Here is a 25,830-nt window from a genome sequence, read left to right on the forward strand (position 1 = left end):
CCGGTGGCGGGCTGACACCATGAAGTCGCATATCCCGAGAAAGCGCTTCGGTCAGCATTTCCTGACCGACAAGGTGCTGATCGACGCCATCATCGATCTCATCGATCCGCAGCCCGGCGAGACGCTGGTCGAGATCGGCCCGGGCCTGGGCGCGATGACACTGCCGCTGCTGGAGCGGCACAAGCCGCTGACCGTCGTCGAGCTGGACCGCGACCTCGCCGCACGGCTGCGCCAGCGCGGCGACGTCGAGGTCATCGAGTCCGACGTGCTCAAGGTCGACTTCAAGGCCCTGTCTGCCGCCAAGGGCGCGAGGCTGCGCGTCGTCGGCAACCTGCCCTACAACATCTCCACACCCATCCTCTTCCACCTGCTGGACGCGGTGGACGACGTGGTCGACCAGCATTTCATGCTGCAGAAGGAAGTGGTGGACCGCATGGCCGCCGGGCCGGGCGGCAAGGACTACGGCCGCCTCAGCGTCATGCTGCAGTGGCGCTACGACATCGAGTCGGTGCTGGACGTGCCGCCCGAGGCCTTCGACCCGCCGCCACGCGTGGACTCGGCCATCGTGCGCATGCAGCCGCTGACGACGCCGCCGGCCGTCAGCCGCACGCTGCTGGGCGAACTGGTCGCCAGCGCCTTCTCGCAGCGCCGCAAGCTGCTGCGCCACAGCCTGGGCCACTGGCTGGCCGAGCGCGGCTACGCGGGACATTTCGACCTGCAGCGTCGGGCCGAGGAAGTGCCGGTCGACGAGTTCGTCGCGCTGGCACTGGAAGTCCAGGACCGGAAGTAAAAACGGGACCTGCGGGTCCCGTTTTCACTCGAAGGTTCAGCGCGTCACGCCGCGTTGAGCCACATCGAGGTATCGAAGGCGCTGCACATCATCGGCATGTTCATGCCGAAGTTGGGATTGCCAATCGCCGATTTCGCGCTTTTCGGCGCAGGCTTCTCAATAACCGGGGCCACCTCAGCAGCCCGCTCCCATGACCCGTTTTCTTGGGAGCGGGCTACTGAAAAGAATAGAAGCACCGGAAGGCGATCTTCCTGTCGGCCCAGTAGTCGGCCGTGTCGCGGAAGACGTCGAGCAACTGCTCGCGGGCCTCGCGATCGAAGCGCACGTTGTCGGGCAACTGCTCCAGCACCACGACGAAGCCCGGCTGGCTGCCGGCCTTGTGGACGAGGTCGGTCATGCAGTCATGCAGGGCGTCCAGGTTCTTGCCGAAATGCGCCGGGAACAGAAAGGCCTGCGCGATGCCGTCGAGCACGTCCTGCTTGGACTGCGCCTCCGACAGGTTGGCATACAGGAAATGCTGGCCCGCCTCATGAGCGGCCTGCATCAAGTCCTCGACCCGGTAGGCCCGTATGGCCTGCACGATATTGGGACGGACGGTCTGCAAAAGCATGGTCGCGTTCCTCCTTTCAAGTCACAAAACAGCTTCGATCCCTCGACCTTCACCGGGCAGCCGCGGCGCGTATGCGCTTGAAGCTGGCATAGTGATCGTCGGTGTAGTAGCAGACCTCGGGCGCGCTGGGCGGCGTGCCGCCGCAGATGAGGCGGCGGGCGCCACGCGTACGCGCGCCAGGGGTCTTGACCGTGTATTCGCGGTAGAAGCCGCGAGCCTTGCGGGGCAGCAGGCGCTCGCGATTGCCGAACACCACGCCGTCCTGGGCATAGGGAAACGGGCCGCCGGCGAGAATGAGCCGGTGCGTTTCCTGGGCCTGGGCGGGCAGCTCGCTCAGCGAAATTTCAGCCAGAGCGGGCGTTGCGGTGGAGATCCCATTGCTGGGGGCTTCCTTGGCTTGCGCGCCGCCGGCCAAGCCGGAAAGCAGCAAGGCGGTGGTGACCGCCGAGGCGCCAGAGCGCGCCAGCCACGAGAGCAAAGACACGGGTTTACCCTGAACGAAAAGCCGTAATGGTACCGAAGCGACCCCAAAAGCTCAAGCCGCCCCCCGGCGCCAGAGTCCGGAATAGGGTCGTGTGAGCATGCGCTCACACACCGCCAAGTCATTGTTTTACCTGGACTTGTGACCGCGGAGTGACAGAGTTTTCGACATGAAAACTTCTGTCAATTGGGGAAGCCCGTGCGCCCTGGCCCGTTCCTTGATGGAAGTGCCGGGCCCTCAGCTGCGCGCCGCGTTGGCATCGGCAACGGTCAGCGCCGTCATGTTGACGATGCGGCGCACGGTCGCCGACGGCGTCAGGATGTGCACTGGCTTGGCGGCACCCAGCAGCACCGGGCCGATGGCAATGCCGCCGCCGGCGGCCGTCTTCAGCAGGTTGTAGGAGATGTTGGCGGCGTCGATGTTGGGCAGCACCAGCAGGTTGGCCTCGCCGCTCAGCGGGCTGTGCGGCATGATCTGCTTGCGGTAGGAGGCGTCCAGCGCGGTGTCGCCGTGCATCTCGCCGTCGGCCTCCAGCCAGGGCGCGAGCTGCTGGATCAGTGCCAGCGTGTCGCGCATCTTCACGGCCGACGGCTTGTCGCTGGTGCCGAAATTGCTGTGCGACAGCAGCGCGGCCTTGGGCACCAGGCCGAAGCGGCACATCTCCTGGGCCGCCATGATGGTGATCTCGGCCAGTTGCTCTGCGGTCGGATCGTAGTTGACATGGGTGTCGACCAGCATGACCTGGCGCCCCGGCAGGATCAGCCCGTTCATGCAGGCATAGGTCTTCACGCCGGCGCGCCGGCCTATGACCTGGTCGATGTAGTGCAGGTGGGTTGCCGTCGTGCCCCAGGTGCCGCACAGCATGCCGTCGACCTCGCCCTTGTGCAGCAGCATGGCGCTGATCAGCGTCAGGCGGCGGCGCATCTCGATCTTGGCGAGCTGCTGGGTCACGCCCTTGCGCTCGGTCATGCGCAGATAGGTCTGCCAGTAGTCGCGGTAGCGCTCGTCGTGCTCGACGTTGACGACGTCGTAGTCACGGCCCTGCTGCAGGCGCAGGCCGAAGCGCTCGCAGCGCTCGGCGATGACGGCCGGGCGGCCCACCAGAGTCGGCCGGGCCAGGCCCTCGTCGACGACCACCTGGGCCGCGCGCAGCACGCGCTCCTCCTCGCCCTCGGCGTAGGCGACGCGCTTGTTGGGCGCGCGCTTGGCCGCGGTGAAGATGGGCTTCATGGTGTTGCCCGAGGCATAGACAAAGCTCTGCAGCTTCTCGCGGTAGGCGTCCCAGTCGGCGATGGGCCGGGCGGCCACGCCGGAATCCATGGCCGCCTGAGCCACGGCCGGTGCGATTCGCATCATCAGCCGCGGGTCGAAGGGCTTGGGGATCAAGTACTCGGGGCCGAAGCTCAGCGTCGCGCCGGCATAGGCCGCTGCGACGACCTCGCTCTGCTCGGCCTGGGCCAGCTCGGCGATTGCCCGCACGGCCGCGATCTCCATCTCGATGTTGATCGTCGTCGCCCCCGAGTCCAGCGCACCGCGGAAGATGTAGGGGAAGCACAGGACGTTGTTGACCTGGTTGGGGTAGTCCGTGCGGCCCGTGGCCATGATGGCGTCGTCGCGCACCGCCAAGACTTCCTCGGGCAGGATCTCGGGCGTCGGGTTGGCCAGCGCGAAGATCAGCGGCTTGGCGGCCATGGTCGCGACCATGTCGGCCTTCAGAACGCCGCCGGCCGACAGGCCCAGGAAGACGTCGGCGCCCTGGATGACCTCGCGCAGCGAGCGCGCGTCGGTCTTCTGTGCGAACTCGGCCTTGTCCGGGTCCATCAGCTCGGTGCGGCCCTCGTAGACGACGCCGGCCAGATCGGTGACGAAGATGTTCTCGCGCGGCAGGCCCAGCTTGACGAGCAGGTTCAGGCAGGCCAGCGCCGCGGCGCCGGCGCCGGACGTGACCAGCTTGACGTCCTTGACGTCCTTGCCGACGACCTTGAGGCCGTTCAGGAAGGCCGCACCGACGACGATGGCCGTGCCATGCTGGTCGTCGTGGAAGACGGGGATCTTCATGCGCTCGCGCAGCTTGCGCTCGACGTAGAAGCAGTCCGGCGCCTTGATGTCCTCGAGGTTGATGCCGCCGAAGGTGGGCTCCAGCGCGGCGATGCAGTCCACCAGCTTGTCGAGGTCGCGCTCGTTGACCTCCAGGTCGAAGACGTCGATGCCGGCGAACTTCTTGAAGAGGACGCCCTTGCCCTCCATGACCGGCTTGGACGCCAGCGGGCCGATGTCGCCCAGGCCCAGCACGGCCGTGCCGTTGGAGACGACGGCGACGAGGTTGCCGCGCGAGGTGTAGCGGAAGGCGTTGGCCGGGTCGGCCACGATCTCCTCGCAGGCCGCGGCCACGCCGGGCGAGTAGGCCAGCGCGAGGTCGCGCTGGTTGACCAGCGACTTGGTCGCCGCGATGGCGATCTTGCCGGGGGTCGGGAACTCGTGATATTCGAGAGCGGCCTGGCGGAGTTGGGCGCGTTTTTCTTCTGAACTGAGCATGGCGAGGATCACAAGGAGGCCGACGGGTTGGGAATCATGCCACTGTGGACGCATCGGGTCGGTGTGGATCCCCACAAGGTCTAATCGCGGCATGGGCGAATTCGATCTGATCCGGCGCTATTTCCAGCGCCTTCCGGCCAGCGGTGTCGAGGTAGGCGTGGGCGACGACTGCGCCGTGCTCGTACCGACGCCGGGCGCGCGCTGGCTGGTCTCCAGCGACATGCTGGTCGAGGGGCGGCACTTCCTGTCCACCGTCGACCCGGCCCGGCTGGGCCACAAGGCGCTGGCCGTCAACCTCAGCGACCTGGCAGCCTGCGGCGCGACGCCACGCGGCTTCACATTGGCGCTGGCCCTGCCGCGCGTCGACGACGCCTGGCTGGCCGGCTTCGCCCGCGGCCTCTGGGGCCTGGCCGATGCCAGCGGCTGCCCGTTGGTCGGGGGCGACACGACGCAAGGGCCGCTCAACCTCTGCATCACCGTCTTCGGCGAGGCGCCCCCCGGGCAGGCGCTGCTGCGCAGTGGCGCACGGGTCGGCGACGAGGTCTGGGTATCGGGGCGGCTCGGCGACGCGCGCCTGGCGCTGGAGGTGTTCCGCGGCACGGTGGCGCTGGAAGGCGCCGGCTTCGACAGCGTACGCGCCGCGATGGAATGCCCGACGCCGCGCCTGGCCCTGGGCCAGGCGCTGCGCGGCATCGCGACCGCGGCCGTCGACGTCTCCGACGGCCTGCTGGGCGACCTCGGCCACATCCTCGCCGCCTCGGGCGTCGGAGCACGGCTGGACGTCGATGCGCTGCCGCGCAGCGCCGTGCTGGCCGCGCAGCCGGCGGTGATGCAGCATCAATGCCTGCTGGCCGGCGGCGACGACTACGAGCTGGTCTTCACCGCGCCGCCCGGCGCCAGCCTGCCCGACGTGGGCGTGGCGCTGACGCGCATCGGCCGCATCGAGGCCCAGCCGGGCCTGCGCGTCGTCGACGGCGGCGGCACGGCCGTCGAGCACGGCCTGCGCAGCTTCGACCATTTCAAGTCATGAGTGCCCCGGAGCTTGCCATGCCCCCCGCACCTGTCCGGCCCACGCTGGCCTTCATGCTGCGCCACCCGGCGCGCTGCATCGCACTCGGCTTCGGCAGCGGCCTCGCTCCGAAGGCGCCCGGCACCTTCGGCACGCTGTGGGCCTGGGCCGTGTTCTGCATCATCGCGCCGTGGATGAGCGACCTGGGCTGGGCACTGCTGATCGGCGGAGGCACCCTGGTCGGCTGGTGGGCCTGCACGGTCACCGCCCGGCAGCTGAACACGCCCGACCCCAGCGCAGTCGTCTGGGACGAGGTGCTGGCCTTCTGGCTCATCCTGTGGCTGATCGCGCCGGCGGGCTTCGCCGGCCAGCTCGTCGCCTTCGGCCTGTTCCGCTTCTTCGACGCGGTCAAGCGAGGGCCGGTGGGCTGGGCGGACCGCCTCTTCAAGACCGAGCGCGGCGCCGAGATCGGCTGGGCCCAGGGCTTCGGCATCCTGTTCGACGACTTCGTCGCCGCCGGCTGTACGCTTGCCGTCATCGCGCTCTACCGCGCATTGCTGGGGTGAAGCCATGGCCGACGACAACGCCGAACTGATAGACCGCATCGCAGTGGCGCTGATCCGGCGTCGCGAGCGCATCGGCACGGCCGAGTCCTGCACCGGCGGGCTGATCGCCGCGGCCTGCACGGACCTCGCCGGCTCCAGCCAGTGGTTCGAGCGCGGCGTCGTCAGCTACAGCAACGAGGCCAAGGCCGAGCTGCTGGGCGTGCCCAAGGGCTTGATGGCGCTGCACGGCGCCGTGAGCGCCGAGGTGGCCGAGCACATGGCGCGCGGCCTGCTGGCCCACGCGCCCATCGACTGGGCACTGGCCGTCACCGGCGTGGCCGGCCCCAGCGGCGGCAGCGCGGCCAAGCCGGTCGGCACGGTCTGGCTGGCCCTGGTGCATGCGGGCCGGCCGGCCCGGATCTGGCGCGAGAACTTCGGCGGTGACCGCCATGCGGTGCGCGCGCAGACGGTGACGGCGGGGCTGACGGCGCTTTGCGAGGCGCTCGAGGACCGCGACAGCTAACCGAGCCTGGCCATCAGGCTCTCCGCCATGAGGCTGGGCACGTCCGGCGGCCGCCAGGCCTGCGCCCAGGCGATGAACTGCTCCTGCGGCATGGGCTTGCAGACGTAATAGCCCTGGCCCTCGTCGCAACCCAGGCGGGCCAGCATGGCCCAGGTCTTGACCGTCTCCAGGCCCTCGGCGACGACGCTCAGGCCCAGGTTGTGCGCCAGCTCGATGGTGGAGCGCACGATGCGCGCGTCGTCGAGGTCGCGCTCCATGGCCATGACGAAGCTCTTGTCGATCTTCAGCTCGTCCACCGGAAGACGCTTCAGGTAGGCCAGCGACGAATAGCCGGTGCCGAAGTCGTCGATCGACAGCTTGAAGCCCATCGCGTGCAGGTGCTCAAGTGTGGACAGCGCCCGCTCGGGGTCGTCCATGATGGCGCTCTCGGTGATCTCCAGGCACAGCGAGGCCGGCGGCACCCGCAGCGGCGCCACCATGGCCTCGATCTTGGCCGGCAGGTCCTGGTCCATCAGGTCGCGCGTGGACAGGTTGACCGACAGCCGCAGCGCGAGGCCGGCGTCCGCCGCCTGGCGCGCGAAGCGGGCCGCACCGGACAGCACCCAGGCGCTGAGCACGCGGATGAAGCCTGTCTGCTCGGCGAAGGGGATGAACTGCATTGGCGGCACCAGGCCGCGCGTGGGGTGCTGCCAGCGCACCAGAGCCTCGGCGCCGACGACGCGGCCATGCGCCAGGTCGATCTTGGGCTGCAGGAAGAGTCGCAGCTCGTCACCCTCCACCGCGCGACGCAGCTCGGACAGCAGCGACAGCGACTCCTGGCTGCCGGCATCCAGCTGGGCGTGGTAGATCAGGCTGCCGCATTGGCGGGCCTTGGCCGCGTACATGGCCAGCTCGGCACGGCCCAGCAGCAGGTTGACGTCGGCGCCATGCTCGGGGAACAGCGCGATGCCGATGCCGGCGCCGAGGTCCACGGTTTCGTTGTCGATCTGCAGAGGGCGCTCGAAGTCCTTCAGGATGGCCAGTGCCGCCTCGCTGGCCGCATGGGCGTCGGAGTGGGCCAGCAGCACGGCGAACTCGTCGCCCGACAGTCGCGCGAGCACCGAACGGGCCGGTGCGCACAGCGCCCGCAGGCGCTCGGCCACGCTCTGCAGCAGGCGGTCGCCGACCTCGTGGCCCAGCACGTCGTTGACATGCTTGAAGCGGTCCAGGTCCAGCATCAGCACGGCGCCAGGCTGGTCGCTGTGGACGAGGTGGTGCTCCAGGACCTCGGCGAAGCGGGCGCGGTTGGGCAGCAGCGTCAGCGGGTCCACATAGGCCAGATGGTTGACGAGGGCATCCCGGCGGCGTATGCCCTCGCGCATGCTTTCCAGCGCGACCGCCAGCTTGCGCACCTCGTCCAGCCTGGAGGTGGCCGGCACGGGCGTGTCGTAGTCGCCGAGCTCCAGCCGGCGCGCCGCGGCGGACAGGGCCGTGATGGGGTTGCTGATGCCGCGCGCCAGCAGCACGCTCACCAGCGCGAAGACGGCAACGCCCAGCATGGTCAGGCCCAGCAGCACGAGCTGCAGTTGCTGGTACGGCGCCAGTGCTGCGTCCAGCGAACGCAGAAGCAGTACGCCCAACGGCCGCTCGCCGGCGCCGATCAGCGGCACGAAGCGGCTGCCCATGCGCTCACCGGCCAGCGCAAGGACGCCATCCACCGGCGCCGACCGGCCCAGGCCGGCGCGCAACGCCGCGGCGGCGGGCTCGTCCAGGTTGCCGACGATGCCCAGCCAGGGCTGGGCCGGCGCCTGCAGCAGCACGACGCCATGCAGCTCAGACAAGGCCTTGAGGTCGTCCAGCACCTCGCGGTCCAGCGCGAAGGCCATCAGCACCCAGCCCACCGGGGCCGGCGTGCGCACCTGCACCGCGACGACCTGGAAAACCTGGCGGCCCTGCACGGCCAGTGCCGCGCCAACGCCGTCGCTGCTCTTGATGAGCTGGTGCAGCGCCGCACCGAAGCCGGCCGCGCCGTCGCGCGTCGCGGCGACGAGCCGCTGCTGGTCGTCGAAGTAGGCAACCACGGAGGCGCCGACGCGCTCGCCCTGGTTGGCGAGGGCGTCCTTGATGGTCTCGACGGTGCCGGCCTCGGCCAGCGACAGGCCCACGGTGCTGCGAAAGCCGTAGTCCTTGGCCAGCAGCTCGGCAGCATCGCGCAGCTTGCCGGCGCGCTGGTCGAGCAGGCGCCGCAGCACGCGTTCGCCGGTCTGCAGCTCGGCGGCCAGCGAGGCCTCGGCGTTGCGGGTGATGCTGGCGTGGATGACGCCGAAGCTGACCAACTGCACGACCAGCAAGAGCGCCAGGAACAAGGCCACGATGCGCCCTTCCAGGCGGCGCAGGTTCAGCCAGGCGGGCCCGCGCATCACGTCAGCGTCAGTCGCTCAAGGTCAGCGCCAGCGGGCCGCCAGCAGCCGGCACGTCGAGCCTGAGGCTTTGCAGGTTGGGCGACTTCTGACCGGCATGCCAGGCCTTGACGGCATGCGCTCCCGCCGGCAGCTCGAAGCTGGCCTGGCCCTTGTCGTCGGTGCGCGCAAACAGCGGCGTGTCGACGACGACGATGTGGGCGCTCATGCGATCGTGGATGTTGCAGCCCAGCGTCGCAACACCGGGCTTGTCGAAGACGATGGGCTCGGTCGGCGTGCCGGCGTAGAGCTTGATATCGATGACCTTGATCGGCGAGAACGAGTAGACATGGTGCCGCACGGTGTCGAAGTTAGGGAAGCTGACCGCCGTGCCGGTCTGCACGACGAGCAGCTGTGGCGTGAACTGGCGGTCGCGCTGTCCCATCTCGGCCTTGGCATGCGTCGCGCGGCTCGGACGGCCCTTCAGCTCGACGGCGACGGCGGCACCGGCCAGCGGCTGGCCGTCGGGGCCCTGCAATTGCACGGTCACGGGCACCGCCTGTGCGGCCAGCGTGAGCGACGCGAGAGCGGCAGGCATCAGGTGGCGGAGCGGCGTCATCATGGTGTGCGCCCCGGACGATAGCCCAATCGGGCTCAGCGGGGGGTCAAAACCGTTCCGGCCTTGCCGCTCGCAGTCTCGGCGAGCATCAGCGCGAGGCGGCGCAGCGCAGCCCAGGGATCCGAAGGCCAGTCGGGGTGGCGCAGGCCCTTGACGAGGCCATCGCACACCTGGGCGGCCTGCACCAGGGCACCGGCCCGCGTCGCGTCCAGCCGCGGCGCAATCCGCTCGACGAGGCGCTCCTTGGCGCCCCAGACACGCGCCTCACGCAGCGCCAGCGGCAGCGGCTTGCCGGCGTCCAGTGCGGCACGCACGCGAGCCAGCGCACGGGCGTCCTCGGCCAGCGTCCAGTGCACCAGCACGGCGGCCTCGCCCTCGGCCTCCAGGCCGTCCAGCATGCGCAGCAGGCGCGGCACGGCGCCCGACAGCACGGCCTCGCTGAGCTTGAAGACGTCGAAGCGTGCCACGTCCAGCACGGCGGCCTCGATGTCGGCCAGCGTCAGCTCGCCCTTGGGATGCAGCAGCGCCAGCTTCTGCAGCTCCTGGTGGGCCGCGAGCAGGTTGCCCTCCACGCGATCGGCGAAGAAGGCCAGCGCCTTCTGGCCGTCCTCGCCCTCGGGCACGGACTGGCCCTGGGCCTTGAGCCGCTGGGCCAGCCAGGCCGGGAGCAGGCGGCGCTCCACCGGCTCGACGCGGATGGACACGCCGTTGCCATCCAGCGCCGTGAACCAGGCGCTGGAGAGCTGGGTCTTGTCCAGGCGCGGCAGCGTGACCAGCGTCAGTACGTCGTCCGGCGCGGCCTCGGCATAGCGCTGCAGCGCCTCGGAGCCGTCCTTGCCCGGCTTGCCGCCGGGGATGCGGATCTCGATGAACTGGCGTTCGGCGAACAGGCTCATGGCCTGCGCGGCTGCCAGCACGGGCGCCCAGTCGAAGTAGGCGCCGGCGACGGTGAAGATCTGCCGCTCGCCGAAGCCCTGGGCGCGCGCGGCGGCGCGGATGGCGTCGGCCGCCTCCTGGGCGAGCAGCGGCTCGTCGCCATGCACCGTGTAGATACGGGCCAGGCCCTTGCTCAGATGGGGCGCGAGCGCCTCGGCACGCAGCTGCATCAGCTTGGCAGCTTCACGGCAGCGAGCCTGCGCATGACCTGCGCGATGGCGTCGGAATGCATGGCGCCGTAGAGGTTGGCGGCCTCCTGCTCCTTGGCCAGCGCCGTGCTTTCCGTGTAGTTCATGTCGCGCGACAGGCGCAACTCCACCTTGGGCACCAGCAGCTCGCCGGCGGCCGTGCGGATCAGGTAGTCGAACTGCAGGCGCAGCGTCCATTCGCGCACCTGGCCCACGGTGGTGGAGGCGACGACGGTGCGGTCGCGGAACTCGCGCAGCACCTCCAGCACGACCTGGGCGCGCGCCGGGTCGTCCAGCAGCTGCACCGGCGTGCGCTTGATCTGGCGCTTCAGGCCGACGGCCAGCGGCGAGTCGGGCGGGAAGCCCGTCAGCGCCAGCGTCTGGAAGCGCAGCTCCGGCTCGCGGCGCAACTCGAAGCCGCAGCCCGCGAGGGCAGCGAGGCTCAACAGCGCGAAGCGACGGTCCATCGCGTCAGACCACCACGTTGACGAGGCGACCCGGCACGATGACGACCTTCTTGGGCGCCTTGCCTTCGCTGAACTTGGCGAACTCGGGGTTGGCCAGCGCAGCGGCCTCGATGGCGGCCTTGTCGGCCGATGCCGGCACCTTGACCGAGCCGCGCAGCTTGCCGTTGACCTGCAGCATCAGCTCGATCTCGTCCTGCACCAATGCAGCCTCGTCCACCGTGGGCCAGGGCGCGTCGAGCAGGTCGCCCAGCTCGGCGGCCAGCCCCAAGTCCTGCCACAGCTGATGGGCGATGTGCGGCGTGGCGGGGTAGAGCACGCGCAGCAGCACCGAGAAACCGTCGCGCACGGCGGCGGCCTGCCCCTCCGCCTTGAAGCCTTCCAGCGCATTCAGCAGCTTCATCGCGCCGGAGACGACGGTGTTGTACTGCATGCGCTCGTAGTCGTAGCTGACCTGCTTGAGCACATGGTGCACCTCGCGGCGCAGCGCCTTGCCGTCGCCGTTCAGCGCGGCGTAGTCCCGGCCGCCCGACTTGATGGCGTCGGCGTTGCGCGCGCCGAAGTTCCACACCCGCTTCAGGAAGCGGTGTGCGCCCTCGACGGCCGCGTCGTTCCACTCCAGCGTCTGCTCGGGAGGGCTGGCGAACATGACGAACAGCCGCGCAGTGTCGGCGCCGTACTGGTCGATGAGGGCCTGCGGGTCCACGCCGTTGTTCTTGGACTTGGACATGGTCGTCATCTCGTACTCGAGCGGCGTGCCGTCCTTCTTCAGCCTGGCGCCGGCGATGCCGCCCTTGTCGTCGTGGATGACGTCGACCTCGTGATCCCAGTAGTAGTCCTTGCCGCCGCCCTCGGGCTTGTGGAAGAAAGCGCCCTTCAGGACCATGCCCTGCGTCAGCAGCTTCTCGAACGGCTCGCTGATCGTCACCAGGCCGAGGTCGCGCATCGCCTTGGTCCAGAAGCGCGCATACAGCAGATGCAGGATGGCGTGCTCGATGCCGCCGATGTACTGGTTCATCGGCATCCAGTACTGCGTGCCGTCCGCGACCATGGCCTGGTCGTTGGTCGGATCGCAGTAGCGCATGAAGTACCAGGACGAATCCACGAAGGTGTCCATCGTGTCCGTCTCGCGCTTGGCCGGCTTGCCGCAGCTCGGGCAGGCGACGTTGAGGAAATCGGCACGCTTGTTCAGCGGGTTGCCGCTGCCGTCGGGGATGCAGTCCTCGGGCAGCACGACCGGCAGGTCCTTCTCGGGCACCGGCACGACACCGCAATCGTCGCAATGGATGATGGGGATGGGCGTGCCCCAGTAGCGTTGGCGGCTGACGCCCCAGTCGCGCAGGCGCCAGGTGGTCTTCTTCTCGCCCAGTCCTTGCGCGGCCAGCAGCTCGGCGACCTTGTTGACGGCGTCCACATGGCCCAGGCCGTCCAGCACGCCGGAGTTGATGCAGCGCGCCTTGGCCTTGTCGCCGTACCACTCGGCCCATTGCTTGTCGTCGTAGGCCTGGCCATCGACGTCGATCACCTGCTTGATCGGCAGGCCGTACTTCAGCGCGAACGCGAAGTCGCGCTCGTCATGCGCCGGCACGCCCATGACGGCGCCGTCGCCATAGCTCATCAGCACGTAGTTGCCGACCCAGACCTCGACCTGCGCGCCGGTGATGGGATGCGTGACGAACAGCCCCGTGGGCATGCCCTTCTTGTCCTGCGTGGCCAGCTCGGCCTCGGTCGTGCCGCCGGCCTTGCACTCCTCGATGAAGGCTGCGATCTCGGGCCTGCTCTTGGCCGCGACGGTGGCCAGCGGATGCTCCGGCGCCACCGCGCAGAAGGTCACACCCATGATGGTGTCGGCACGGGTCGTGAACACCCACAGGCGACCACCGCCGCCTTCGATGCTGTGCGGGAACGCGAAGCGCACGCCCTGGCTCTTGCCGATCCAGTTCTCCTGCATCAGCCGCACGCGCTCTGGCCAGCCGCTCAGGTAGTTCGGGTCTTCCGGGTTGGCGACCGCCGACAGAAGCTCCTCGGCGTATTGCGTGATCTTCAGGTAGTAGCCCGGGATCTCGCGCTTCTCGACCAGCGCACCCGAGCGCCAGCCGCGGCCGTCGATGACCTGCTCGTTGGCGAGAACCGTCTGGTCCACCGGGTCCCAGTTGACGACCTGGGTACGGCGCTCGGCGATGCCCTTCTCCAGCATCTTCAGGAACAGCCACTGGTTCCACTTGTAGTAGCGCGGGTCGCAGGTCGCGACCTCCCGGCTCCAGTCGATGGCCAGGCCCATGGCCTGCATCTGGCCCTTCATGTGGGCAATGTTGGAGTAAGTCCACTGCGCGGGCGGCAGCTTGCCCTTCATCGCGGCGTTCTCGGCCGGCAGGCCGAAGGCGTCCCAGCCCATGGGCATCAGGACGTTGTAGCCCTTCATGCGCAGCTGGCGGGCCAGCATGTCGTTGATCGTGTAGTTGCGCACATGGCCCATGTGCAGCTTGCCCGAGGGATAGGGCAGCATGGAGCAGGCGTAGAAGTGCGGCTTGCTGGCGTCCTCGGTGACGCGGTAGGCGTCGCGCTCCGTCCAGTAGGCACGGGCGGCGGCTTCGATCTCGGTCGGGTTGTAGCTGGGCGCTTCGGTCTTGGCGTTCATGCGCCAAATTGTATGGGTCGGCCCTGCGGCGACCCTTCGGTCACGGTGCCGACGCGGCCGGCCGTGCGACGAAGGCGATGCGGTTCAGCCCGGCAGCCTGCACCCAGCCGATCAGCTCGGCCACCTGGCCATAGGGCACGGCACGGTCGGCGCGCAGCTGCACCTCCAACTGCGCGTTGGCGCGGCCCAGTTCGGAGATGCGTTGCTGGAAGGCTTTGGCATCCAGCTCGTCGTCGCCCAGATGCAGCTTGCCGTCCGGCGTGATGGCCACGGCGACGAAGCTGGGCGCATCGCCGGGCGTGGCCGCCTCGCTCTTGGGCAAGTCCAGGCGCAGCGAGGCCGTCATCAGCGGCGCGGTGATCATGAAGATGACCAGCAGCACCAGCATGACGTCGATCAGCGGCGTCATGTTGATGTCGCTCATGGGCCGGGAAGCCTCGAGCTTCTCAAGACGACCGAAGGCCATGATCAGTCCGCGTCGAGCAGTTCGCGCAGGTCGTGCGCGAAGCCTTCGAGGTCGGCCTCGCAGGCGGCCACCCGCTTGCCGAACACGTTGTAGGCCAGCACGGCCGGAATCGCGACCGCAAGGCCGGCGGCCGTCATGATCAGCGCCTCGCCGACCGGGCCGGAGATCTTGTCGATGGTGATGTTGCCTGCCGACGAGATGCTGACCAGCGCGTGGTAGATGCCCCAGACGGTGCCGAACAGGCCCACGAAGGGTGCGGTGGCGCCGATGGAGGCCAGCAGCACCTGGCCGAACTGCAGCCTGGCCAGCACGGCGTGCAGCGCATCGCGCAGGCGGCGGGTCAGGCGGGACTCGCGCCTGCCTACGGCATCGAGCGTGGCGCCGCGGGTCTCGGCCGTGGCCGCCTCCAGCAGCGGCAGCAACAGGGCCTCGGTGTCGAAGCTCTGCAGCGCGCTGCGGCCCTCGGCGACGCCGGCCGCGGACCAGAACGCGGGAACCGCACGCACCAGGCCGCGGCGCGCGCGGCGCAGCAGCCATGTCTTCCACAGGATCAGCGCCCAGGCACTGACCGACATGGCCAGCAGCAGCAGCGCCACCGCGCGGCCGACCAGGTCGCTTTGGGCCCAGAAGTCCGCGAAACCGCCCATGTTCAGGCGAAACCCAGCACGTCGTTCATGCCGAACAGACCCGTCTTCCGGCCCATCAGGAAGCGCGCCGAGCGCAGGCTGCCCTGGGCGTAGATGCTGCGGTTGCTGGCCTTGTGGCTGATCTCGATGCGCTCGCCGGTACCGGCGAACAGCACGGTGTGGTCGCCAATGATGTCGCCGCCGCGCACGGTGGCAAAGCCTATGGTGGATGGGTCTCGCACGCCGGTGACGCCCTCGCGGCCGTAGACGGCGCAGGTCTTCAGATCACGGCCCAGCGCGTCGGCAACGACCTGGCCCATCTGCAGCGCGGTGCCACTGGGGGCATCCACCTTGTTGCGGTGGTGGGCCTCGACGATCTCGATGTCGAAGCCCTCGTTCATCGCGCGGGCGGCCAGGTCCAGCAGCTTGAGCACAACGTTGACGCCCACGCTCATGTTGGGCGCGAAGACGACGGCCGTGCGCTCGGCGAACTTCGCGATCTCGGCCTTCTGGGCCGCGTCGAAGCCGGTGGTGCCGATGACGGCCTTCACGCCCAGCTCGGCGCAGACGGCCAGGTGGGCCAGCGTCGCCTCGGGGCGGGTGAAGTCGATCATCACGTCGGCGCCGGCCAGGCCAGCGCGGACGTCAGCGCCCTTGTCCAGCGTGACGTGCAGTGCGCAGTCGTCGGCGGCCTCGACGGCCTCGATGAGCATCTTGCCCATGCGCCCGGACGCGCCCATGACAGCGACCCGCATCACGTGCCAGCCCCCGTCTTGGCGTCCAGCGGCGGGTAGCTGCGGCCTGGCGCCGGGCCTTCAGCCGCGGCGGTGGGCGCGGCCTCGGCACTCTTCTTGGGCAGCGGCAGCGCGGCGCGCTCGGCGTCGGTCAGCTCCAGCTTCGGCTCACGCTTCGGGGGCTTGAAGGTGTTGATGGCGGCGACGAAGTCGTTCTCGGCCGGCAGGTCGTCGGGGACCGTCAGCTCCTTGAGCCGGTCGCCATCAAAGAGCGCGACCACCAGGCGCTGCTGCGGCGCGGTGCCCTGGCGGCGGATCGTGAAGACATAGTCCCAGCGCGACTCATGGAAGACGTCGGTCAGCAGCGGCGAGCCGAGCAGGTCGCGCACCTGAGCCTTGGGCATGCCGGGCTTGACGCGGGCCACCATCTCCTTGGTCAGCACATTGCCCTGCACGACCTCGACGCGGTAGGGCGTCACCAGTCCCAGGACCTTCTCGCCAGTGACGGAGGGCAGGGAATCCCAGGTGGGCAGGTAGGAGCAGCCGCCAAGCAGCGCAAGCAGCGGGAGGGAGGCAAGCAGGGGTCGCATGGGGCGGCTGGGGCGGCGGGCAGAGGGAGGGAGGCACCGGCCGAAAGCTCGGCTGGCTATGATCGGGCGGATTCTAGCGGGGCCACCTTCCGACCCCGGCCCCCCTGCGCCATGCCCAGCCCTTCCCCCAAGAACCAGACCAGCGACATCAAGAACAGCGGCCTCAAGGCGACGCTGCCGCGCATCAAGATCCTGGAGATTTTCCAGCGCGCGGCACAACGCCACATGACGGCCGAGGATGTCTACAAGGCCTTGCTGGGCGAGGGCGCCGACATCGGCCTGGCGACGGTCTACCGCGTGCTGCAGCAGTTCGAGCAGGCCGGCCTGCTGAGCCGCAACCATTTCGAGACCGGCAAGGCCGTCTACGAGCTCAACGAGGGTCATCATCACGACCACCTCGTCTGCCTGAACTGCGGGCGGGTCGAGGAGTTCTTCGACCCCGACATCGAGGAGCGCCAGCACGCCATCGCGCGTGAGCGCGGCTTCCAGCTGCAAGAGCATTCGCTGGCCCTCTACGCGAGCTGCGTGAAGACCAACTGCCCCAACCGAAGCTAGGCCGCGGCGGCGCGCGCGCGTATCGCCGCGAAGCTGTCGTCGACGAGCAGGTGGCCGTCTTCGAAGACGGTGCGCAGTAGCTCGGTCGCTCCCGCGGCACGCGCCTCCTGACAGCCGGGCGAGTCCAGGCGAACGGTGGCAAAGGCGTCGCCCTGGTGCATCAGCGTGAGGCGCCCGGCCTTGCTGCGCTTGACGGGGTCGGTGACCGGGGCCTTGAAGACGTCGTGCCAGCGGCCGCCCACCTGAACGGCCGAGGCCTTCATCGCAAAGCCCAGCGTGTCGCGGTTGACCTGCTGAAGCAATGCGCCGCCCTGACCGAAGGCGATGTTGTCGGCCGAGTAGCCGGCCCCCTCCACCGCCGCCAGGATGGCCGCGATGGAGTGGCGCGTGATGCCATCGCCCTGGATGACGCGGACGTGTTTGAGCACCCTGTAGCCCTTGGCGTTGACCTCGCTGCCGAAAGCCGCGTCAAGCGCGCGCACGGTGCGCAGCACGATGCTGGCCGGGTCGCCGCTGTCCGGGCGGATGACGACGGTGGCGCCGCTGGCGATGACCTCGTCGCGCAACCGGCCGCCCCAGAGTTGACCGACGGCGGCATCCAGGTCGTAGGAGTCAGACACGACGGCCAGCAGCGCGCCGGGCTTGCCGAACTGGCGCAGCATGTTGCGGTAGGCAGCCAGCTCACCGTCGCGGCCCCAGGCGGTGATGGTGCTGTGCTCGGCGGCCGGGATGGAGAAGCCGGCCATGGGCTCGCCGTAGTAAAGGCGCGCACCCAACAGGGCCGTCATCGTGTCCGTGCCCTGGAAGTTCACGAGGTGGGCCATGCCGCCCAGCATCGCCGACTCCAGCGACGAAACACCGCGCGCGCCGAAGTCGTGCAGCTTGAAGGGCAGCCCCTCGGGCGAGCCGCTGCGGTCCAGCGCGGCGGCGATGAGGCGGCGCGTTGCGTGGCTGTGCGTCGCCACCGTCGCCGGGTACCAGACGCGCAGCAGCGCGGTCTCGACGTAGCTGGTCAGCCACCAGCAGGCCGGGTCGGTGTTCTCCACGGTGACCAGCGCGTGCTGAACCGGCACGACCAGACCTTCGGGTACGGCGCGGATGCGCAGCGGCAGGCGGCCGCCGTGAACGTCGACGATGTGCTGCCAGCCCTCGCGGTTGAACGGCACGCCATGGGCGGCGCAGACCTCCGCGCCAAGTGCCACGTCGGCAGCCGTGACCGGCTTCGTGAAGTACTCCTTCAGCAGCGCCTGCAGGCCGAAGAAGACCGTGTAGGGCAGCGTGCCACCACGTGCCTCGATGTAGCTGAAGACGGTCTGCGTGCCCGGCGGGTATTGCAGCCAGTGGCTGGTCTTGTAGCTGTCCGTGTTGAGGACCAGCAGGCGGGCGATGTCGCTGAAGCCGTTCAACGGGTTCAGTCGACGGAGCCGTTGTCGATGGCGCGCTGGTGGCGCTCGACGAACTCCTTGTACGTGTCGATGCCGCGCAGCTGCAGGATGGTGTTGCGCACTGCGGCTTCCACCAGCACCGCGAGGTTGCGGCCGGCGTCCACCGCGATGACGACCTTGCGCACCGGCATGCCCAGCACGTCCTCGTACAGTGGCTCGTAGGGCAGGCGCTCGAAGTCGCGCTCCATGGTCTCCTTGCGCACCAGGTGCACGATGAGCTTGAGGCGCATCTTGCGACGCACCGCGGTTTCGCCAAAGATGGCCTTGATGTCCAGCAATCCGATGCCGCGCACTTCCAGCAGGTTGAGCAGCAGTTCGGGGCATCGCCCCTCGATGGCGGTCTGGGCAATGCGGAAGAAGTCGACGGCGTCGTCGGCGACGAGGCCATGGCCGCGCGAGATCAGCTCCAGGCCCAGCTCGCTCTTGCCCAGGCCCGATTCGCCGGTCAGCAGCACGCCCAGGCCCAGGATGTCCATGAAGACGCCGTGGCGGGTCGTGCGGTTGGCAAACAGCTGGGACAGGTAGCCGCGCACCAGGTCGATGACATGGCCGGCGGATTCGGTGGTGCGGAACAGCGGGATCTCGGCACGGTCGCACATCGCGATCAGGCGCGGCGGCGGCACGGTGTCGTCGGCGACGATGAGGACCGGTGGCTCCAGCGTGACGATGCGGGAGATGCGGCGATCCTGGATCTCGGTGCTTTCCTGGCTCAGGTAGGCGACCTCGCGGCGGCCAACGATCTGCACCCGGTAGGGGTGGATGTAGTTCAGGTAGCCGACCAGGTCGGCCGCGCTCTGCGCGTCGCGCACGGCGGCCTCGTCGAAGCGGCGCTCCGGGTGGGCGTGGCCGGCGATCCACTCCCAACGGAGGGCCTCGCGGTGCTCTTCAAAGAGCCGCTCCGCACTGATCGAGGTGGGTTTCAATTTGAGGGTTTACGCGAGGCGCCGATCAGCGACATCAAGCCACGGACTTGAGCGGCTCCCAAGCCGCAATCAGCTTGTGCAGCGTGGCAGCCTCCGACTCGGCCTTGAGCTGCTCGCGCAGTTCGCGGTCGGACAGCATCTCGGCGATCTCGGACAGGATCTCCAGATGGCGCTGCGTCGCCGCCTCAGGCACCAGCAGGAAGATCAGCAGGCTGACGGGCTCGTCGTCCGGCGCGTCGAAGGCGATGGGCTGCTGCAGACGCAGCACGGCGGCGAGCGGATTCTTCAGCCCCTTGACGCGGCCATGCGGGATGGCGACGCCATGGCCCAGGCCGGTGGAGCCGAGGCGCTCGCGGGCGAAGAGGTTGTCGGTGACCAGCGCGCGGGCCATCTGGTGGTGGTTTTCAAACAGCAGGCCGGCATGTTCGAAGGCGCGCTTCTTGCTGGACGCATCCACATTCACCGACACGTTGTCGGCGGGCAGGATGGCGGCGAGACGGTTCATGGGCAGAGGCCTAGCGTCGGGGGCGCCTGATGGGCGCGGCCGCAGCCGGGCAATGGGTCAATCACAGCCACAGATTATGGAACCGTGGACCGTTTTGGGGTGGGCGGTAGACCCTAGAGGCGTGGAAAACACTGCTGAGGGCCCCCGAATGCGGTTTTTTGCGGCACCGCAGCAACAGCGCCGGGCGGAAGGACACAAAACAAAAGCGGCCCGCAGGCCGCCGAGTGGGAGGTCGAGGCTCAGGAGGCCGAGACCTCGAGGCGCTTGGCCGAGGCGTGATGGTGGTCCTGCACCTTGTCCTTATGGCGGCAGACCTGACGGTCCAGCTTGTCCATCAACTGGTCGATGGCGGCGTACAGGTCCTCGTGGGATTGCTCGACGAAGATGTCGCGGCCCTTGACGTGTAGCGTCACTTCGGCGCGCTGGCGGCGTTCCTTCTCCTTTTGCTTCTCTACGGTCAACAGAACGTTGATGTCAACGACCTGGTCGAAGTGGCGGGTCACACGGTCCAGCTTGGTGAGCACGTACTCGCGCAGAGCCGGCGTGACTTCAAGATGATGGCCACTGATCGTCAGATTCATAAAGCCTCCTTTCAGAGGAATGGGTCGGGAAAACGAACCGGGAAAACTGAAAAAAACGGGATCGAAGGGGAGGAGGAGGGAGGGGTCTTTTCGGGTAGCAGAGTGGGTGGGAGTGAGGAAATCGACGAGCCCAGTTTGCGCGCGAAGCAGCACCGTGACAAGGGGATGAAGGTGAGGCTTTGTGCGCATGAGGATCAACTTTTTGCGACTTCTTCCACGCCCCGCGCGGTGCAATAATCCTCGGCTATTTCCCCCATGGAGAGCTTCTTGGACAGCGACCACCCTCGGTGACCGTCCGCTCCCGCCGCTCGGGCCCGCCTGTGGCCCGCCGCCCGGAGTGAGACGGTTGAACTGAACCCCGCCACCCCGGACGGCAGCCGTCGTCCCCCCGCTTGTCGCTGTCGGAGACGAGGCATGCTGAATGTGTTCACGCTGGACAACGGACGCCTGAAGGGCGGCCTGTTCCAGCAAGAGATTGAAACCGCCGAGGATCTGGCCCAGTCGCGCCCGGTTTGGGTGGACCTGGAGAGCCCCAGCGCCGAGGAAAAGGGCTGGATCCGCGACCGCTTCGGCCTGACCATCCCCGAGGACATCGTCGACGAGGACCTGGAGGAGTCGGCGCGCTTCTACGAGGAGGACAACGGCGAGCTGCACATCCGCTCCGACTTCCTCATCGACGACGACGGCCAGGCACGCAACGTACGCGTGGCCTTCATCCTCTTCAACAACGTCCTGTTCTCCATACACAACGAGGACCTGCCGGTGTTCCGCCTGCTGCGCCTACGCGCGCGGCGCATCCCTGCGCTGATCGAGGATGCCAAGGACGTGCTGCTCAAGCTCTACGACGCCGACGCCGAGTACTCGGCCGACGTGCTGGAGGGCATCTACGACAAGCTCGAAGCCGTCAGCGCCCGCGTGTTGAAGAGCAACGTGACCGACGCCGAGGCCGGCGAGGTGCTGGCGGCCATCGCCCGCGAGGAAGACTTGAACGGACGCATCCGCCGCAACGTGATGGACACGCGCCGCGCCGTCAGCTTCATGATGCGCAGCCGCATGCTGAACGCCGAGCAGTTCGAGGAGTCGCGCCAGATCCTGCGCGACATCGACTCTCTGGACTCGCACACGGCCTTTCTGTTCGACAAGATCAACTTCCTGATGGATGCCACGGTCGGCTTCATCAACATCAACCAGAACAAGATCATCAAGATCTTCTCGGTGGCCAGCGTCGCGCTGCTGCCGCCGACATTGATCGCGTCCATCTACGGCATGAACTTCAAGAACATGCCCGAGCTGGAGTCTGACTGGGGCTACCCCTTCGCCCTCGTGCTGATGCTGCTGTCGGTGGCGGCCCCCTTCATCTACTTCCGCCGCAAGGGCTGGTTGAAGTAACCCATCCCCGCGCCGCCCACCCCTCAAGGGGGCGCTGCAGACGGGCCGGCGGAGCCGCCCCCATTGCAGTCGCTCGGCAAGGCACTTCGAGCCGCATCGCTGCAAAGAATCAGGGCCTGTGTCTGACACACAGGCCCTGCTTGTAAAAGCGGCCGCGGAACGCCTCGGAGCCAACGAGGGAGGGAGGGAGGAGGAGGAGAACGGCCCCGAGATTGCTGCTCTGGTCTCAGAGAGGTTGCGCGACCCAAATTCGAGAGGGAACGAGGGCGATCGGAGCCCCGCAGGGGCTCGGGTTTCCACTGTGTTTAGCCTGAGAGGCGCGCTAAAGCATGAAGTTCCGGGGTGCTGTACCCGGTTCAGGTGACGATTGTTGCAACCATCGCCGGGTATCCGGCGCCGCCTCCGCCCTCCCCTTCCGGTTCGCAAACAGTGCATGGCTGACGCCGCCGCCAAGGCGGGCGCCGACCGGGCGAAAGGGCCGTCATCGAGGTCCGAACCGGCAAGCCGGCGCGAACTTTTAGAATCCCAGGTCTAAACGAGGATCCGCCATGCTTTACCCCGAACTGTTCAAACAACTCGAAGCCGTGCGCTGGAACATGGACAGCGACATCCCCTGGGACAAATTCGATGCGTCCAAGCTCTCCGACGAACAGGCGCAGACGATCAAGATGAACGCGATCACCGAGTGGTCGGCACTGCCCGCCACCGAGATGTTCCTGCGCGACAACCGCGAGGACAGCGACTTCTCGGCCTTCATGTCGGTCTGGTTCTTCGAGGAGCAGAAGCACAGCCTGGTGCTGATGGAGTACCTGAAGCGCTTCCGCCCCGACCTGGTGCCCACCGAGGCCGAGCTGCATGAGGTGCGCTTCGACTTCGACCCCGCGCCGGCGCTGGAGACGCTGATGCTGCACTTCTGCGGCGAGATCCGCCTGAACCACTGGTACCGCCGTGCTGCCGAATGGCATACCGAGCCGGTCATCAAGGCCATCTACGAGACCTTGTCGCGCGACGAGGCCCGCCATGGCGGCGCCTATCTGCGCTACATGCGGCGCGCCATGGCCAAGTTCGGCGACGAGGCCCGCGCCGCCTTCGCCAAGGTCGGCGTGCTGATGGCCAGTGCCCGCCGCACGGCCCAGGCCCTGCACCCCACCAACCTGCACGTGAACGCCAAGCTATTCCCGCGCGACACCATCCAGAGCCGCCTGCCCGACCCTGAATGGCTGGAGCGCTGGCTGGACACGCAGATCCAGTTCGACGCCGTGTGGGAGAACAAGGTGGTCGAGCGCATCCTGCACAACATGAGCCTGCTGATGGACCGCAGCTTCGCCACCGTGCAGGAGCTCAATCGCTTCCGCAAGGAGATGGCCGCACGCATCGTGCCGCCGGCCGCCTCGGGCCTGACGTCGGCCTGATCCATCGCCACATGAAAGAGAGGCCCTGCGGGGCCTCTCTTTTCTTGGGGCGCAGCCCCCGGTTCAGCCGGCCCGCGAACGCTTCGCCACCACCAGCGCGAAGCCCGCAGCGGCCACGGCGGCCCAGCCCAGGAACTGCAGGGAGGCCAGTTCTGCCAGCGTGCGGCCGAAGTCCTGCGTGACCCAGGCCCACAGGTTGACGTCGGTGGACATCAACGCCGCCTTCAGGCCGGGGCCGTCGTTGACCATCACCCGGCTGAGCTGCGCGTTCCACGCGCCCAGCGCCCGCATCGGCCAGTCGATGCTATAGACCTTGTCCAGTACCAGGACAGCCACCAGGCCACCGACGAAGACCAGCGGCACGCCCAGGCGCTTGAGCCAAGCGGAGGCGGCCATCAGCACGAAGATCAACGGCGCCAGCCACAGCAGCAGCGGCAGCGTGCCGGCCAGACCGCGCAGCAGCAATGGCAGCGCGGCGGCGGCGACCTCGTTCCAGTCCACGCCCGCGACCGCGCCGCCACCACCCTGGGCCGCCAGCACCGACATCGCGATCGGCAGCCCGAACAGCGTGCCGACGACGGCGCCACCCAGCGGCGCCAGCCAGGCATGGGCCAGCACCGTGGCCGCCAGGCTCTCGCTGGGCCGCCCGGGCAGGGACAGCCAGAACTCGATGGAGCGGTCCTGCACGTCGCGGCGCGCCAGGCCGGGCAACTGGAACAGCGCCACCAGCAGGCAGATCGCGAACACCGCGCAGGCGCTGACCAGCAGGATGGCCAGCGCCAGCAACTCCCGATGCTCTAAGGGCAGGTCCGACACATGTCCGAAAGGCAGCATGGCCAGGAAAAGGGTGGGCGGCGCGAAGGCCGTGATCAGCCAGCCGCGCTTGTGCTGCATCCACTCGCGCAGCAGCAGGGTGGGGATGTGCGAATTCATGGCATCGTCTCCTTGGGGTTCAGGCCTGCTTGCCGTTCAGCGCCGGGTTGCGGGTCAGCGCCATGAAGAGGTCGACGAGGCTGGGCCGCACGCGCTGACCCAGGTTGGCCACATGCTCGGGCGGCGCACCGTCGAACAGCGACGTCGTTCGGCCCTGCTCGCGGTAGCGCAGCAGCGGATGGGCGGCGGCCATCACTTCGGCAGCGGCGGGGTCGTGGTTCAGTGCGACGAAGCGGCGGTCGATGTCCTCCAGGCTGATGGACAGCGCCACACGGCCCTCGTCCAGCATGATGACGTCGCTTAGCAACGCCTCCACTTCCTCCACCTGGTGCGTCGAGATCAGCACGCTGCGCTCGCCGTCGCACCATTCGTCGATCAGCATCTCGTAGAAGCTCTTGCGCGACACCACGTCCAGGCCCAGCGTCGGCTCGTCCAGGATCATCAGCCTGGCGTCGATGGCGGCGATCAGCGCCAGGTGGGTCTGCGCCACCATGCCCTTGGACAGGCTCTTGACCTTGTCGTTCTCGCTGACGCTGGTGCGCTTGAGCAGCGCCCGCGCCCGCTCGGCCGAGAACTTGGGCTGCAGCCGCGCCATCAGCGTGATCAGCTCGTGAACCTTGGCCCAGCGCGGCAGCACGGCAACGTCGGGGATGTAGCTGAGCTGCTCCAGCAGCGTCTGGCGGTCCTGCGTGGGCCTGAGGCCCAGAACCGTCATGTCGCCCTCGACCGGCAGCAGCCCCACCAGCGCCCTCATCAGCGAGGTCTTGCCGGCGCCGTTGTGGCCCAGCAGGCCCACGACGCGGCCCTTGGGCACCGTGATGGAGACGTCGCTCAGTGCCGCCTTCTTGCCGTAGCGCAGCGTCACGTTCTTGACTTCGATGAGGTTCATGTCGACTCCCAGTTCAGGTCCTTGGCGTTCAACCCCAGCCGCTTGAGCTTGGCGCGCAGCGCTGGCCAGTCCTTGTTCAGGAACTGCTCGCGCTCGTGGCACAGCAACCGCTCTCGGGCGCCGGCAGTCACATACATACCCAGGCCGCGGCGCGATTCGATCAGGCCATGGTCGCTCAGCGTCTGCAGCGCCCGCGTGACCGTCAGCGGGTTTATGACGTATTGGCTGGCCAGCTGACGCACCGACGGCAGGGCCTCGCCTTCCGGGGGGCTGCCGTCGAGCAGTTGCACAGCCAGTCGGTCGGCCAGCTGCTGGTAGATCGGCGCCTGGTCGGTCCAGGTGGGAGTCATGGGCGCTCCGGGGTGTATTGCTGATGTAGCACACCATATCTCCACCCCCGGCGCCAACCCAGCGCGGCGCGACGGACTGCAGATTCGGCGGGATGAGCCGTTTGTCTGTCTGTCGTGTCGGTTTGCGTTGGACTTGGAACTATTTGCGCTGAACTTGGAACTGGGTGGCTCGCTAGGTCCAGCGGTCGGCCCGAGGCGCCTGCAGGGCACCGAGCTGTCCAGCATGGCCGCGCCAGGCGGTTGATGCCGCTGGTCCGTGTCCAGCGGTGCGGCGAGATCCGACAGCCGAGGCGACGGCTTTGCTGCAAGCCTTGGTTTGCAACGACTACAGCGACTTACGCTAGACGCTTGAATTGCTCCGGCAGAGCGATGATGGAGCCCGTCAGTGCCTTTGTGGGATAGATGAGAAGCAGCACGTTGTGGGTGGTGTCGAAGGCCTCGCCAAGGCATTCGTGAATGTCACCGTTACGGTCGCGATAGACCAACTGCGTCGGCCTGGTCATCTTCCGGCCGATGGGAAGCAGATCGCCCAGCGCATGACCTACATCAATGCGCTCCGCCGTCGGGATTCCGGCGCGCGTCAAGCTACTTGTCGCCTCGTTCACGCAGCCAATGGCTGAGTATTTCGGGAGCGCGAGGCCGCGGTGACGACCGAGTCGCGTTCCGGGTTGAGCGTGACGGACCCGATGGGGGACCAGTCCCGCGTGGAGCCTGAC

The 25,830-nt window shown here is 68.2% G+C and carries 28 protein-coding genes; 7 read left to right on the plus strand and 21 right to left on the minus strand.

Annotated elements, in window-relative coordinates:
• Positions 1–19: 19 nt before the first annotated feature.
• Positions 20–790 carry a 16S rRNA (adenine(1518)-N(6)/adenine(1519)-N(6))-dimethyltransferase RsmA gene (gene rsmA / locus JOY88_RS04090; protein WP_293500575.1) on the plus strand — a complete coding sequence of 257 codons (771 nt, stop codon included), beginning with the start codon at positions 20–22 and terminating at the stop codon, positions 788–790.
• A gap of 44 nt (positions 791–834) precedes the next feature.
• Here rsmA and JOY88_RS04095 read toward each other — a convergent pair whose 3' ends face one another.
• The 4 genes from JOY88_RS04095 to JOY88_RS04110 form a co-directional block, all read right to left on the minus strand.
• Positions 835–1,026 carry a hypothetical protein gene (locus JOY88_RS04095; RefSeq protein WP_293500577.1) on the minus strand — a complete coding sequence of 64 codons (192 nt, stop codon included), beginning with the start codon at positions 1,024–1,026 and terminating at the stop codon, positions 835–837.
• A complete protein-coding gene (locus JOY88_RS04100; RefSeq protein ID WP_293500580.1) occupies positions 1,005–1,400 on the minus strand; it encodes a barstar family protein in 396 nt (131 codons plus the stop codon). Before JOY88_RS04100 ends, JOY88_RS04095 begins: the two co-directional genes overlap by 22 nt.
• Before the next feature lie 49 nt (positions 1,401–1,449).
• A complete protein-coding gene (locus tag JOY88_RS04105; RefSeq protein WP_293500582.1) occupies positions 1,450–1,884 on the minus strand; it encodes a guanyl-specific ribonuclease in 435 nt (144 codons plus the stop codon).
• Between the two features lie 234 nt (positions 1,885–2,118).
• Positions 2,119–4,416: an NADP-dependent malic enzyme gene (locus tag JOY88_RS04110; protein ID WP_293500584.1), complete on the minus strand. Its 2,298-nt coding sequence runs from the start codon at positions 4,414–4,416 to the stop codon at positions 2,119–2,121.
• A 91-nt stretch (positions 4,417–4,507) separates the two neighbouring features.
• On the opposite strand from JOY88_RS04110, the gene thiL reads away from it, so the two are divergent.
• The 3 genes from thiL to JOY88_RS04125 are packed head-to-tail and all read left to right on the plus strand — an operon-like array spanning position 4,508 to position 6,493.
• Positions 4,508–5,446 carry a thiamine-phosphate kinase gene (gene thiL, locus JOY88_RS04115; RefSeq protein ID WP_293500585.1) on the plus strand — a complete coding sequence of 313 codons (939 nt, stop codon included), beginning with the start codon at positions 4,508–4,510 and terminating at the stop codon, positions 5,444–5,446.
• Positions 5,447–5,463: 17 nt separating this feature from the next.
• Positions 5,464–5,991, plus strand: a complete 528-nt coding sequence (locus tag JOY88_RS04120) for a phosphatidylglycerophosphatase A family protein (protein WP_293500587.1) — start codon at positions 5,464–5,466, stop codon at positions 5,989–5,991.
• Between the two features lie 4 nt (positions 5,992–5,995).
• The gene (locus tag JOY88_RS04125; RefSeq protein WP_293500589.1) at positions 5,996–6,493 is read left to right on the plus strand and encodes a CinA family protein; all 498 of its coding nucleotides are present in this window, start codon (positions 5,996–5,998) and stop codon (positions 6,491–6,493) included.
• Here JOY88_RS04125 and JOY88_RS04130 read toward each other — a convergent pair.
• From JOY88_RS04130 to JOY88_RS04170, 9 genes are read right to left on the minus strand one after another with little or no spacing between them, the layout of a single operon-like run.
• Positions 6,490–8,892 carry a putative bifunctional diguanylate cyclase/phosphodiesterase gene (locus JOY88_RS04130; RefSeq protein ID WP_293500591.1) on the minus strand — a complete coding sequence of 801 codons (2,403 nt, stop codon included), beginning with the start codon at positions 8,890–8,892 and terminating at the stop codon, positions 6,490–6,492. The two genes, JOY88_RS04125 and JOY88_RS04130, sit on opposite strands and share 4 nt — an antisense overlap.
• A gap of 10 nt (positions 8,893–8,902) precedes the next feature.
• Positions 8,903–9,493, minus strand: a complete 591-nt coding sequence (locus JOY88_RS04135) for a methylamine utilization protein (RefSeq protein ID WP_293500593.1) — start codon at positions 9,491–9,493, stop codon at positions 8,903–8,905.
• Positions 9,494–9,525: 32 nt separating this feature from the next.
• Positions 9,526–10,596 carry a DNA polymerase III subunit delta gene (gene holA, locus JOY88_RS04140; RefSeq protein WP_293500595.1) on the minus strand — a complete coding sequence of 357 codons (1,071 nt, stop codon included), beginning with the start codon at positions 10,594–10,596 and terminating at the stop codon, positions 9,526–9,528.
• Positions 10,596–11,081, minus strand: a complete 486-nt coding sequence (locus JOY88_RS04145; protein ID WP_293500596.1) for an LPS-assembly lipoprotein LptE — start codon at positions 11,079–11,081, stop codon at positions 10,596–10,598. Before JOY88_RS04145 ends, holA begins: the two co-directional genes overlap by 1 nt.
• A gap of 4 nt (positions 11,082–11,085) precedes the next feature.
• Positions 11,086–13,716 (minus strand): leucine--tRNA ligase, encoded by a 2,631-nt coding sequence (leuS, locus tag JOY88_RS04150; protein ID WP_293500597.1) that lies wholly within the window; start codon positions 13,714–13,716, stop codon positions 11,086–11,088.
• Between the two features lie 40 nt (positions 13,717–13,756).
• Positions 13,757–14,182 (minus strand): ExbD/TolR family protein, encoded by a 426-nt coding sequence (locus tag JOY88_RS04155; RefSeq protein ID WP_293500598.1) that lies wholly within the window; start codon positions 14,180–14,182, stop codon positions 13,757–13,759.
• Positions 14,183–14,184: 2 nt separating this feature from the next.
• Positions 14,185–14,829: a MotA/TolQ/ExbB proton channel family protein gene (locus tag JOY88_RS04160; RefSeq protein WP_293500600.1), complete on the minus strand. Its 645-nt coding sequence runs from the start codon at positions 14,827–14,829 to the stop codon at positions 14,185–14,187.
• 2 nt (positions 14,830–14,831) lie between these two features.
• Positions 14,832–15,563, minus strand: a complete 732-nt coding sequence (dapB, locus tag JOY88_RS04165) for a 4-hydroxy-tetrahydrodipicolinate reductase (RefSeq protein WP_293500602.1) — start codon at positions 15,561–15,563, stop codon at positions 14,832–14,834.
• The gene (locus JOY88_RS04170; RefSeq protein ID WP_293500604.1) at positions 15,563–16,132 is read right to left on the minus strand and encodes an outer membrane protein assembly factor BamE; all 570 of its coding nucleotides are present in this window, start codon (positions 16,130–16,132) and stop codon (positions 15,563–15,565) included. Before JOY88_RS04170 ends, dapB begins: the two co-directional genes overlap by 1 nt.
• A 111-nt stretch (positions 16,133–16,243) precedes the next feature.
• On the opposite strand from JOY88_RS04170, the gene fur reads away from it, so the two are divergent.
• Positions 16,244–16,687, plus strand: coding sequence for a ferric iron uptake transcriptional regulator (fur, locus tag JOY88_RS04175; protein WP_293500606.1), 444 nt, complete (start codon positions 16,244–16,246; stop codon positions 16,685–16,687).
• On the opposite strand, the gene JOY88_RS04180 is transcribed toward fur, so the two are convergent.
• From JOY88_RS04180 to hpf, 4 genes are all read right to left on the minus strand, one after another.
• Complete coding sequence (locus tag JOY88_RS04180; protein ID WP_524539185.1) at positions 16,684–18,102, minus strand: nicotinate phosphoribosyltransferase; 1,419 nt, start codon at positions 18,100–18,102, stop codon at positions 16,684–16,686. The two genes, fur and JOY88_RS04180, sit on opposite strands and share 4 nt — an antisense overlap.
• On the minus strand, positions 18,099–19,055 hold the full coding sequence (gene hprK, locus JOY88_RS04185) for an HPr(Ser) kinase/phosphatase (protein WP_293500610.1): 957 nt from the start codon (positions 19,053–19,055) through the stop codon (positions 18,099–18,101). Before hprK ends, JOY88_RS04180 begins: the two co-directional genes overlap by 4 nt.
• Positions 19,056–19,089: 34 nt before the next feature.
• Complete coding sequence (locus tag JOY88_RS04190; protein WP_293500612.1) at positions 19,090–19,560, minus strand: PTS sugar transporter subunit IIA; 471 nt, start codon at positions 19,558–19,560, stop codon at positions 19,090–19,092.
• Positions 19,561–19,799: 239 nt separating this feature from the next.
• Positions 19,800–20,141 (minus strand): ribosome hibernation-promoting factor, HPF/YfiA family, encoded by a 342-nt coding sequence (gene hpf / locus JOY88_RS04195; RefSeq protein ID WP_293500614.1) that lies wholly within the window; start codon positions 20,139–20,141, stop codon positions 19,800–19,802.
• A gap of 414 nt (positions 20,142–20,555) precedes the next feature.
• Between hpf and corA the strand changes: the two genes are divergently transcribed.
• Both corA and JOY88_RS04205 read left to right on the plus strand, forming a co-directional pair.
• Positions 20,556–21,530 (plus strand): magnesium/cobalt transporter CorA, encoded by a 975-nt coding sequence (gene corA / locus JOY88_RS04200; protein ID WP_293500616.1) that lies wholly within the window; start codon positions 20,556–20,558, stop codon positions 21,528–21,530.
• A gap of 548 nt (positions 21,531–22,078) precedes the next feature.
• Positions 22,079–22,942: a ferritin family protein gene (locus JOY88_RS04205; RefSeq protein WP_293500618.1), complete on the plus strand. Its 864-nt coding sequence runs from the start codon at positions 22,079–22,081 to the stop codon at positions 22,940–22,942.
• 63 nt (positions 22,943–23,005) lie between these two features.
• On the opposite strand, the gene JOY88_RS04210 is transcribed toward JOY88_RS04205, so the two are convergent.
• From JOY88_RS04210 to JOY88_RS04225, 4 genes are all read right to left on the minus strand, one after another.
• Complete coding sequence (locus JOY88_RS04210) at positions 23,006–23,875, minus strand: hypothetical protein (RefSeq protein WP_293500620.1); 870 nt, start codon at positions 23,873–23,875, stop codon at positions 23,006–23,008.
• Between the two features lie 19 nt (positions 23,876–23,894).
• Complete coding sequence (locus JOY88_RS04215) at positions 23,895–24,764, minus strand: ABC transporter ATP-binding protein (protein ID WP_293500622.1); 870 nt, start codon at positions 24,762–24,764, stop codon at positions 23,895–23,897.
• Positions 24,761–25,114, minus strand: a complete 354-nt coding sequence (locus JOY88_RS04220; protein WP_293500624.1) for a GntR family transcriptional regulator — start codon at positions 25,112–25,114, stop codon at positions 24,761–24,763. The genes JOY88_RS04215 and JOY88_RS04220 overlap by 4 nt, the downstream gene beginning before the upstream one ends.
• Before the next feature lie 335 nt (positions 25,115–25,449).
• On the minus strand, positions 25,450–25,698 hold the full coding sequence (locus JOY88_RS04225; protein ID WP_293500626.1) for a hypothetical protein: 249 nt from the start codon (positions 25,696–25,698) through the stop codon (positions 25,450–25,452).
• Between the last annotated feature and the right edge of the window lie 132 nt (positions 25,699–25,830).

The organism is Roseateles sp. (genome assembly GCF_019237615.1).
GTDB lineage: Bacteria > Pseudomonadota > Gammaproteobacteria > Burkholderiales > Burkholderiaceae_C > Pelomonas.

Bases quoted from the DNA above. Each gene is read 5' to 3' on its own strand.
- rsmA (WP_293500575.1), top strand. From the start codon at position 20: ATGAAGTCGCATATCCCGAGAAAGCGCTTCGGTCAGCATTTCCTGACC.
- JOY88_RS04100 (WP_293500580.1), bottom strand. From the start codon at position 1,400: ATGCTTTTGCAGACCGTCCGTCCCAATATCGTGCAGGCCATACGGGCC.
- JOY88_RS04110 (WP_293500584.1), bottom strand. From the start codon at position 4,416: ATGCTCAGTTCAGAAGAAAAACGCGCCCAACTCCGCCAGGCCGCTCTC.
- thiL (WP_293500585.1), top strand. From the start codon at position 4,508: ATGGGCGAATTCGATCTGATCCGGCGCTATTTCCAGCGCCTTCCGGCC.
- JOY88_RS04120 (WP_293500587.1), top strand. From the start codon at position 5,464: ATGCCCCCCGCACCTGTCCGGCCCACGCTGGCCTTCATGCTGCGCCAC.
- JOY88_RS04125 (WP_293500589.1), top strand. From the start codon at position 5,996: ATGGCCGACGACAACGCCGAACTGATAGACCGCATCGCAGTGGCGCTG.
- JOY88_RS04130 (WP_293500591.1), bottom strand. From the start codon at position 8,892: ATGCGCGGGCCCGCCTGGCTGAACCTGCGCCGCCTGGAAGGGCGCATC.
- JOY88_RS04135 (WP_293500593.1), bottom strand. From the start codon at position 9,493: ATGATGACGCCGCTCCGCCACCTGATGCCTGCCGCTCTCGCGTCGCTC.
- holA (WP_293500595.1), bottom strand. From the start codon at position 10,596: ATGCAGCTGCGTGCCGAGGCGCTCGCGCCCCATCTGAGCAAGGGCCTG.
- JOY88_RS04145 (WP_293500596.1), bottom strand. From the start codon at position 11,081: ATGGACCGTCGCTTCGCGCTGTTGAGCCTCGCTGCCCTCGCGGGCTGC.
- leuS (WP_293500597.1), bottom strand. From the start codon at position 13,716: ATGAACGCCAAGACCGAAGCGCCCAGCTACAACCCGACCGAGATCGAA.
- JOY88_RS04155 (WP_293500598.1), bottom strand. From the start codon at position 14,182: ATGGCCTTCGGTCGTCTTGAGAAGCTCGAGGCTTCCCGGCCCATGAGC.
- JOY88_RS04160 (WP_293500600.1), bottom strand. From the start codon at position 14,829: ATGGGCGGTTTCGCGGACTTCTGGGCCCAAAGCGACCTGGTCGGCCGC.
- dapB (WP_293500602.1), bottom strand. From the start codon at position 15,563: ATGCGGGTCGCTGTCATGGGCGCGTCCGGGCGCATGGGCAAGATGCTC.
- JOY88_RS04170 (WP_293500604.1), bottom strand. From the start codon at position 16,132: ATGCGACCCCTGCTTGCCTCCCTCCCGCTGCTTGCGCTGCTTGGCGGC.
- fur (WP_293500606.1), top strand. From the start codon at position 16,244: ATGCCCAGCCCTTCCCCCAAGAACCAGACCAGCGACATCAAGAACAGC.
- JOY88_RS04190 (WP_293500612.1), bottom strand. From the start codon at position 19,560: ATGAACCGTCTCGCCGCCATCCTGCCCGCCGACAACGTGTCGGTGAAT.
- hpf (WP_293500614.1), bottom strand. From the start codon at position 20,141: ATGAATCTGACGATCAGTGGCCATCATCTTGAAGTCACGCCGGCTCTG.
- corA (WP_293500616.1), top strand. From the start codon at position 20,556: ATGCTGAATGTGTTCACGCTGGACAACGGACGCCTGAAGGGCGGCCTG.
- JOY88_RS04205 (WP_293500618.1), top strand. From the start codon at position 22,079: ATGCTTTACCCCGAACTGTTCAAACAACTCGAAGCCGTGCGCTGGAAC.
- JOY88_RS04210 (WP_293500620.1), bottom strand. From the start codon at position 23,875: ATGAATTCGCACATCCCCACCCTGCTGCTGCGCGAGTGGATGCAGCAC.
- JOY88_RS04215 (WP_293500622.1), bottom strand. From the start codon at position 24,764: ATGAACCTCATCGAAGTCAAGAACGTGACGCTGCGCTACGGCAAGAAG.
- JOY88_RS04220 (WP_293500624.1), bottom strand. From the start codon at position 25,114: ATGACTCCCACCTGGACCGACCAGGCGCCGATCTACCAGCAGCTGGCC.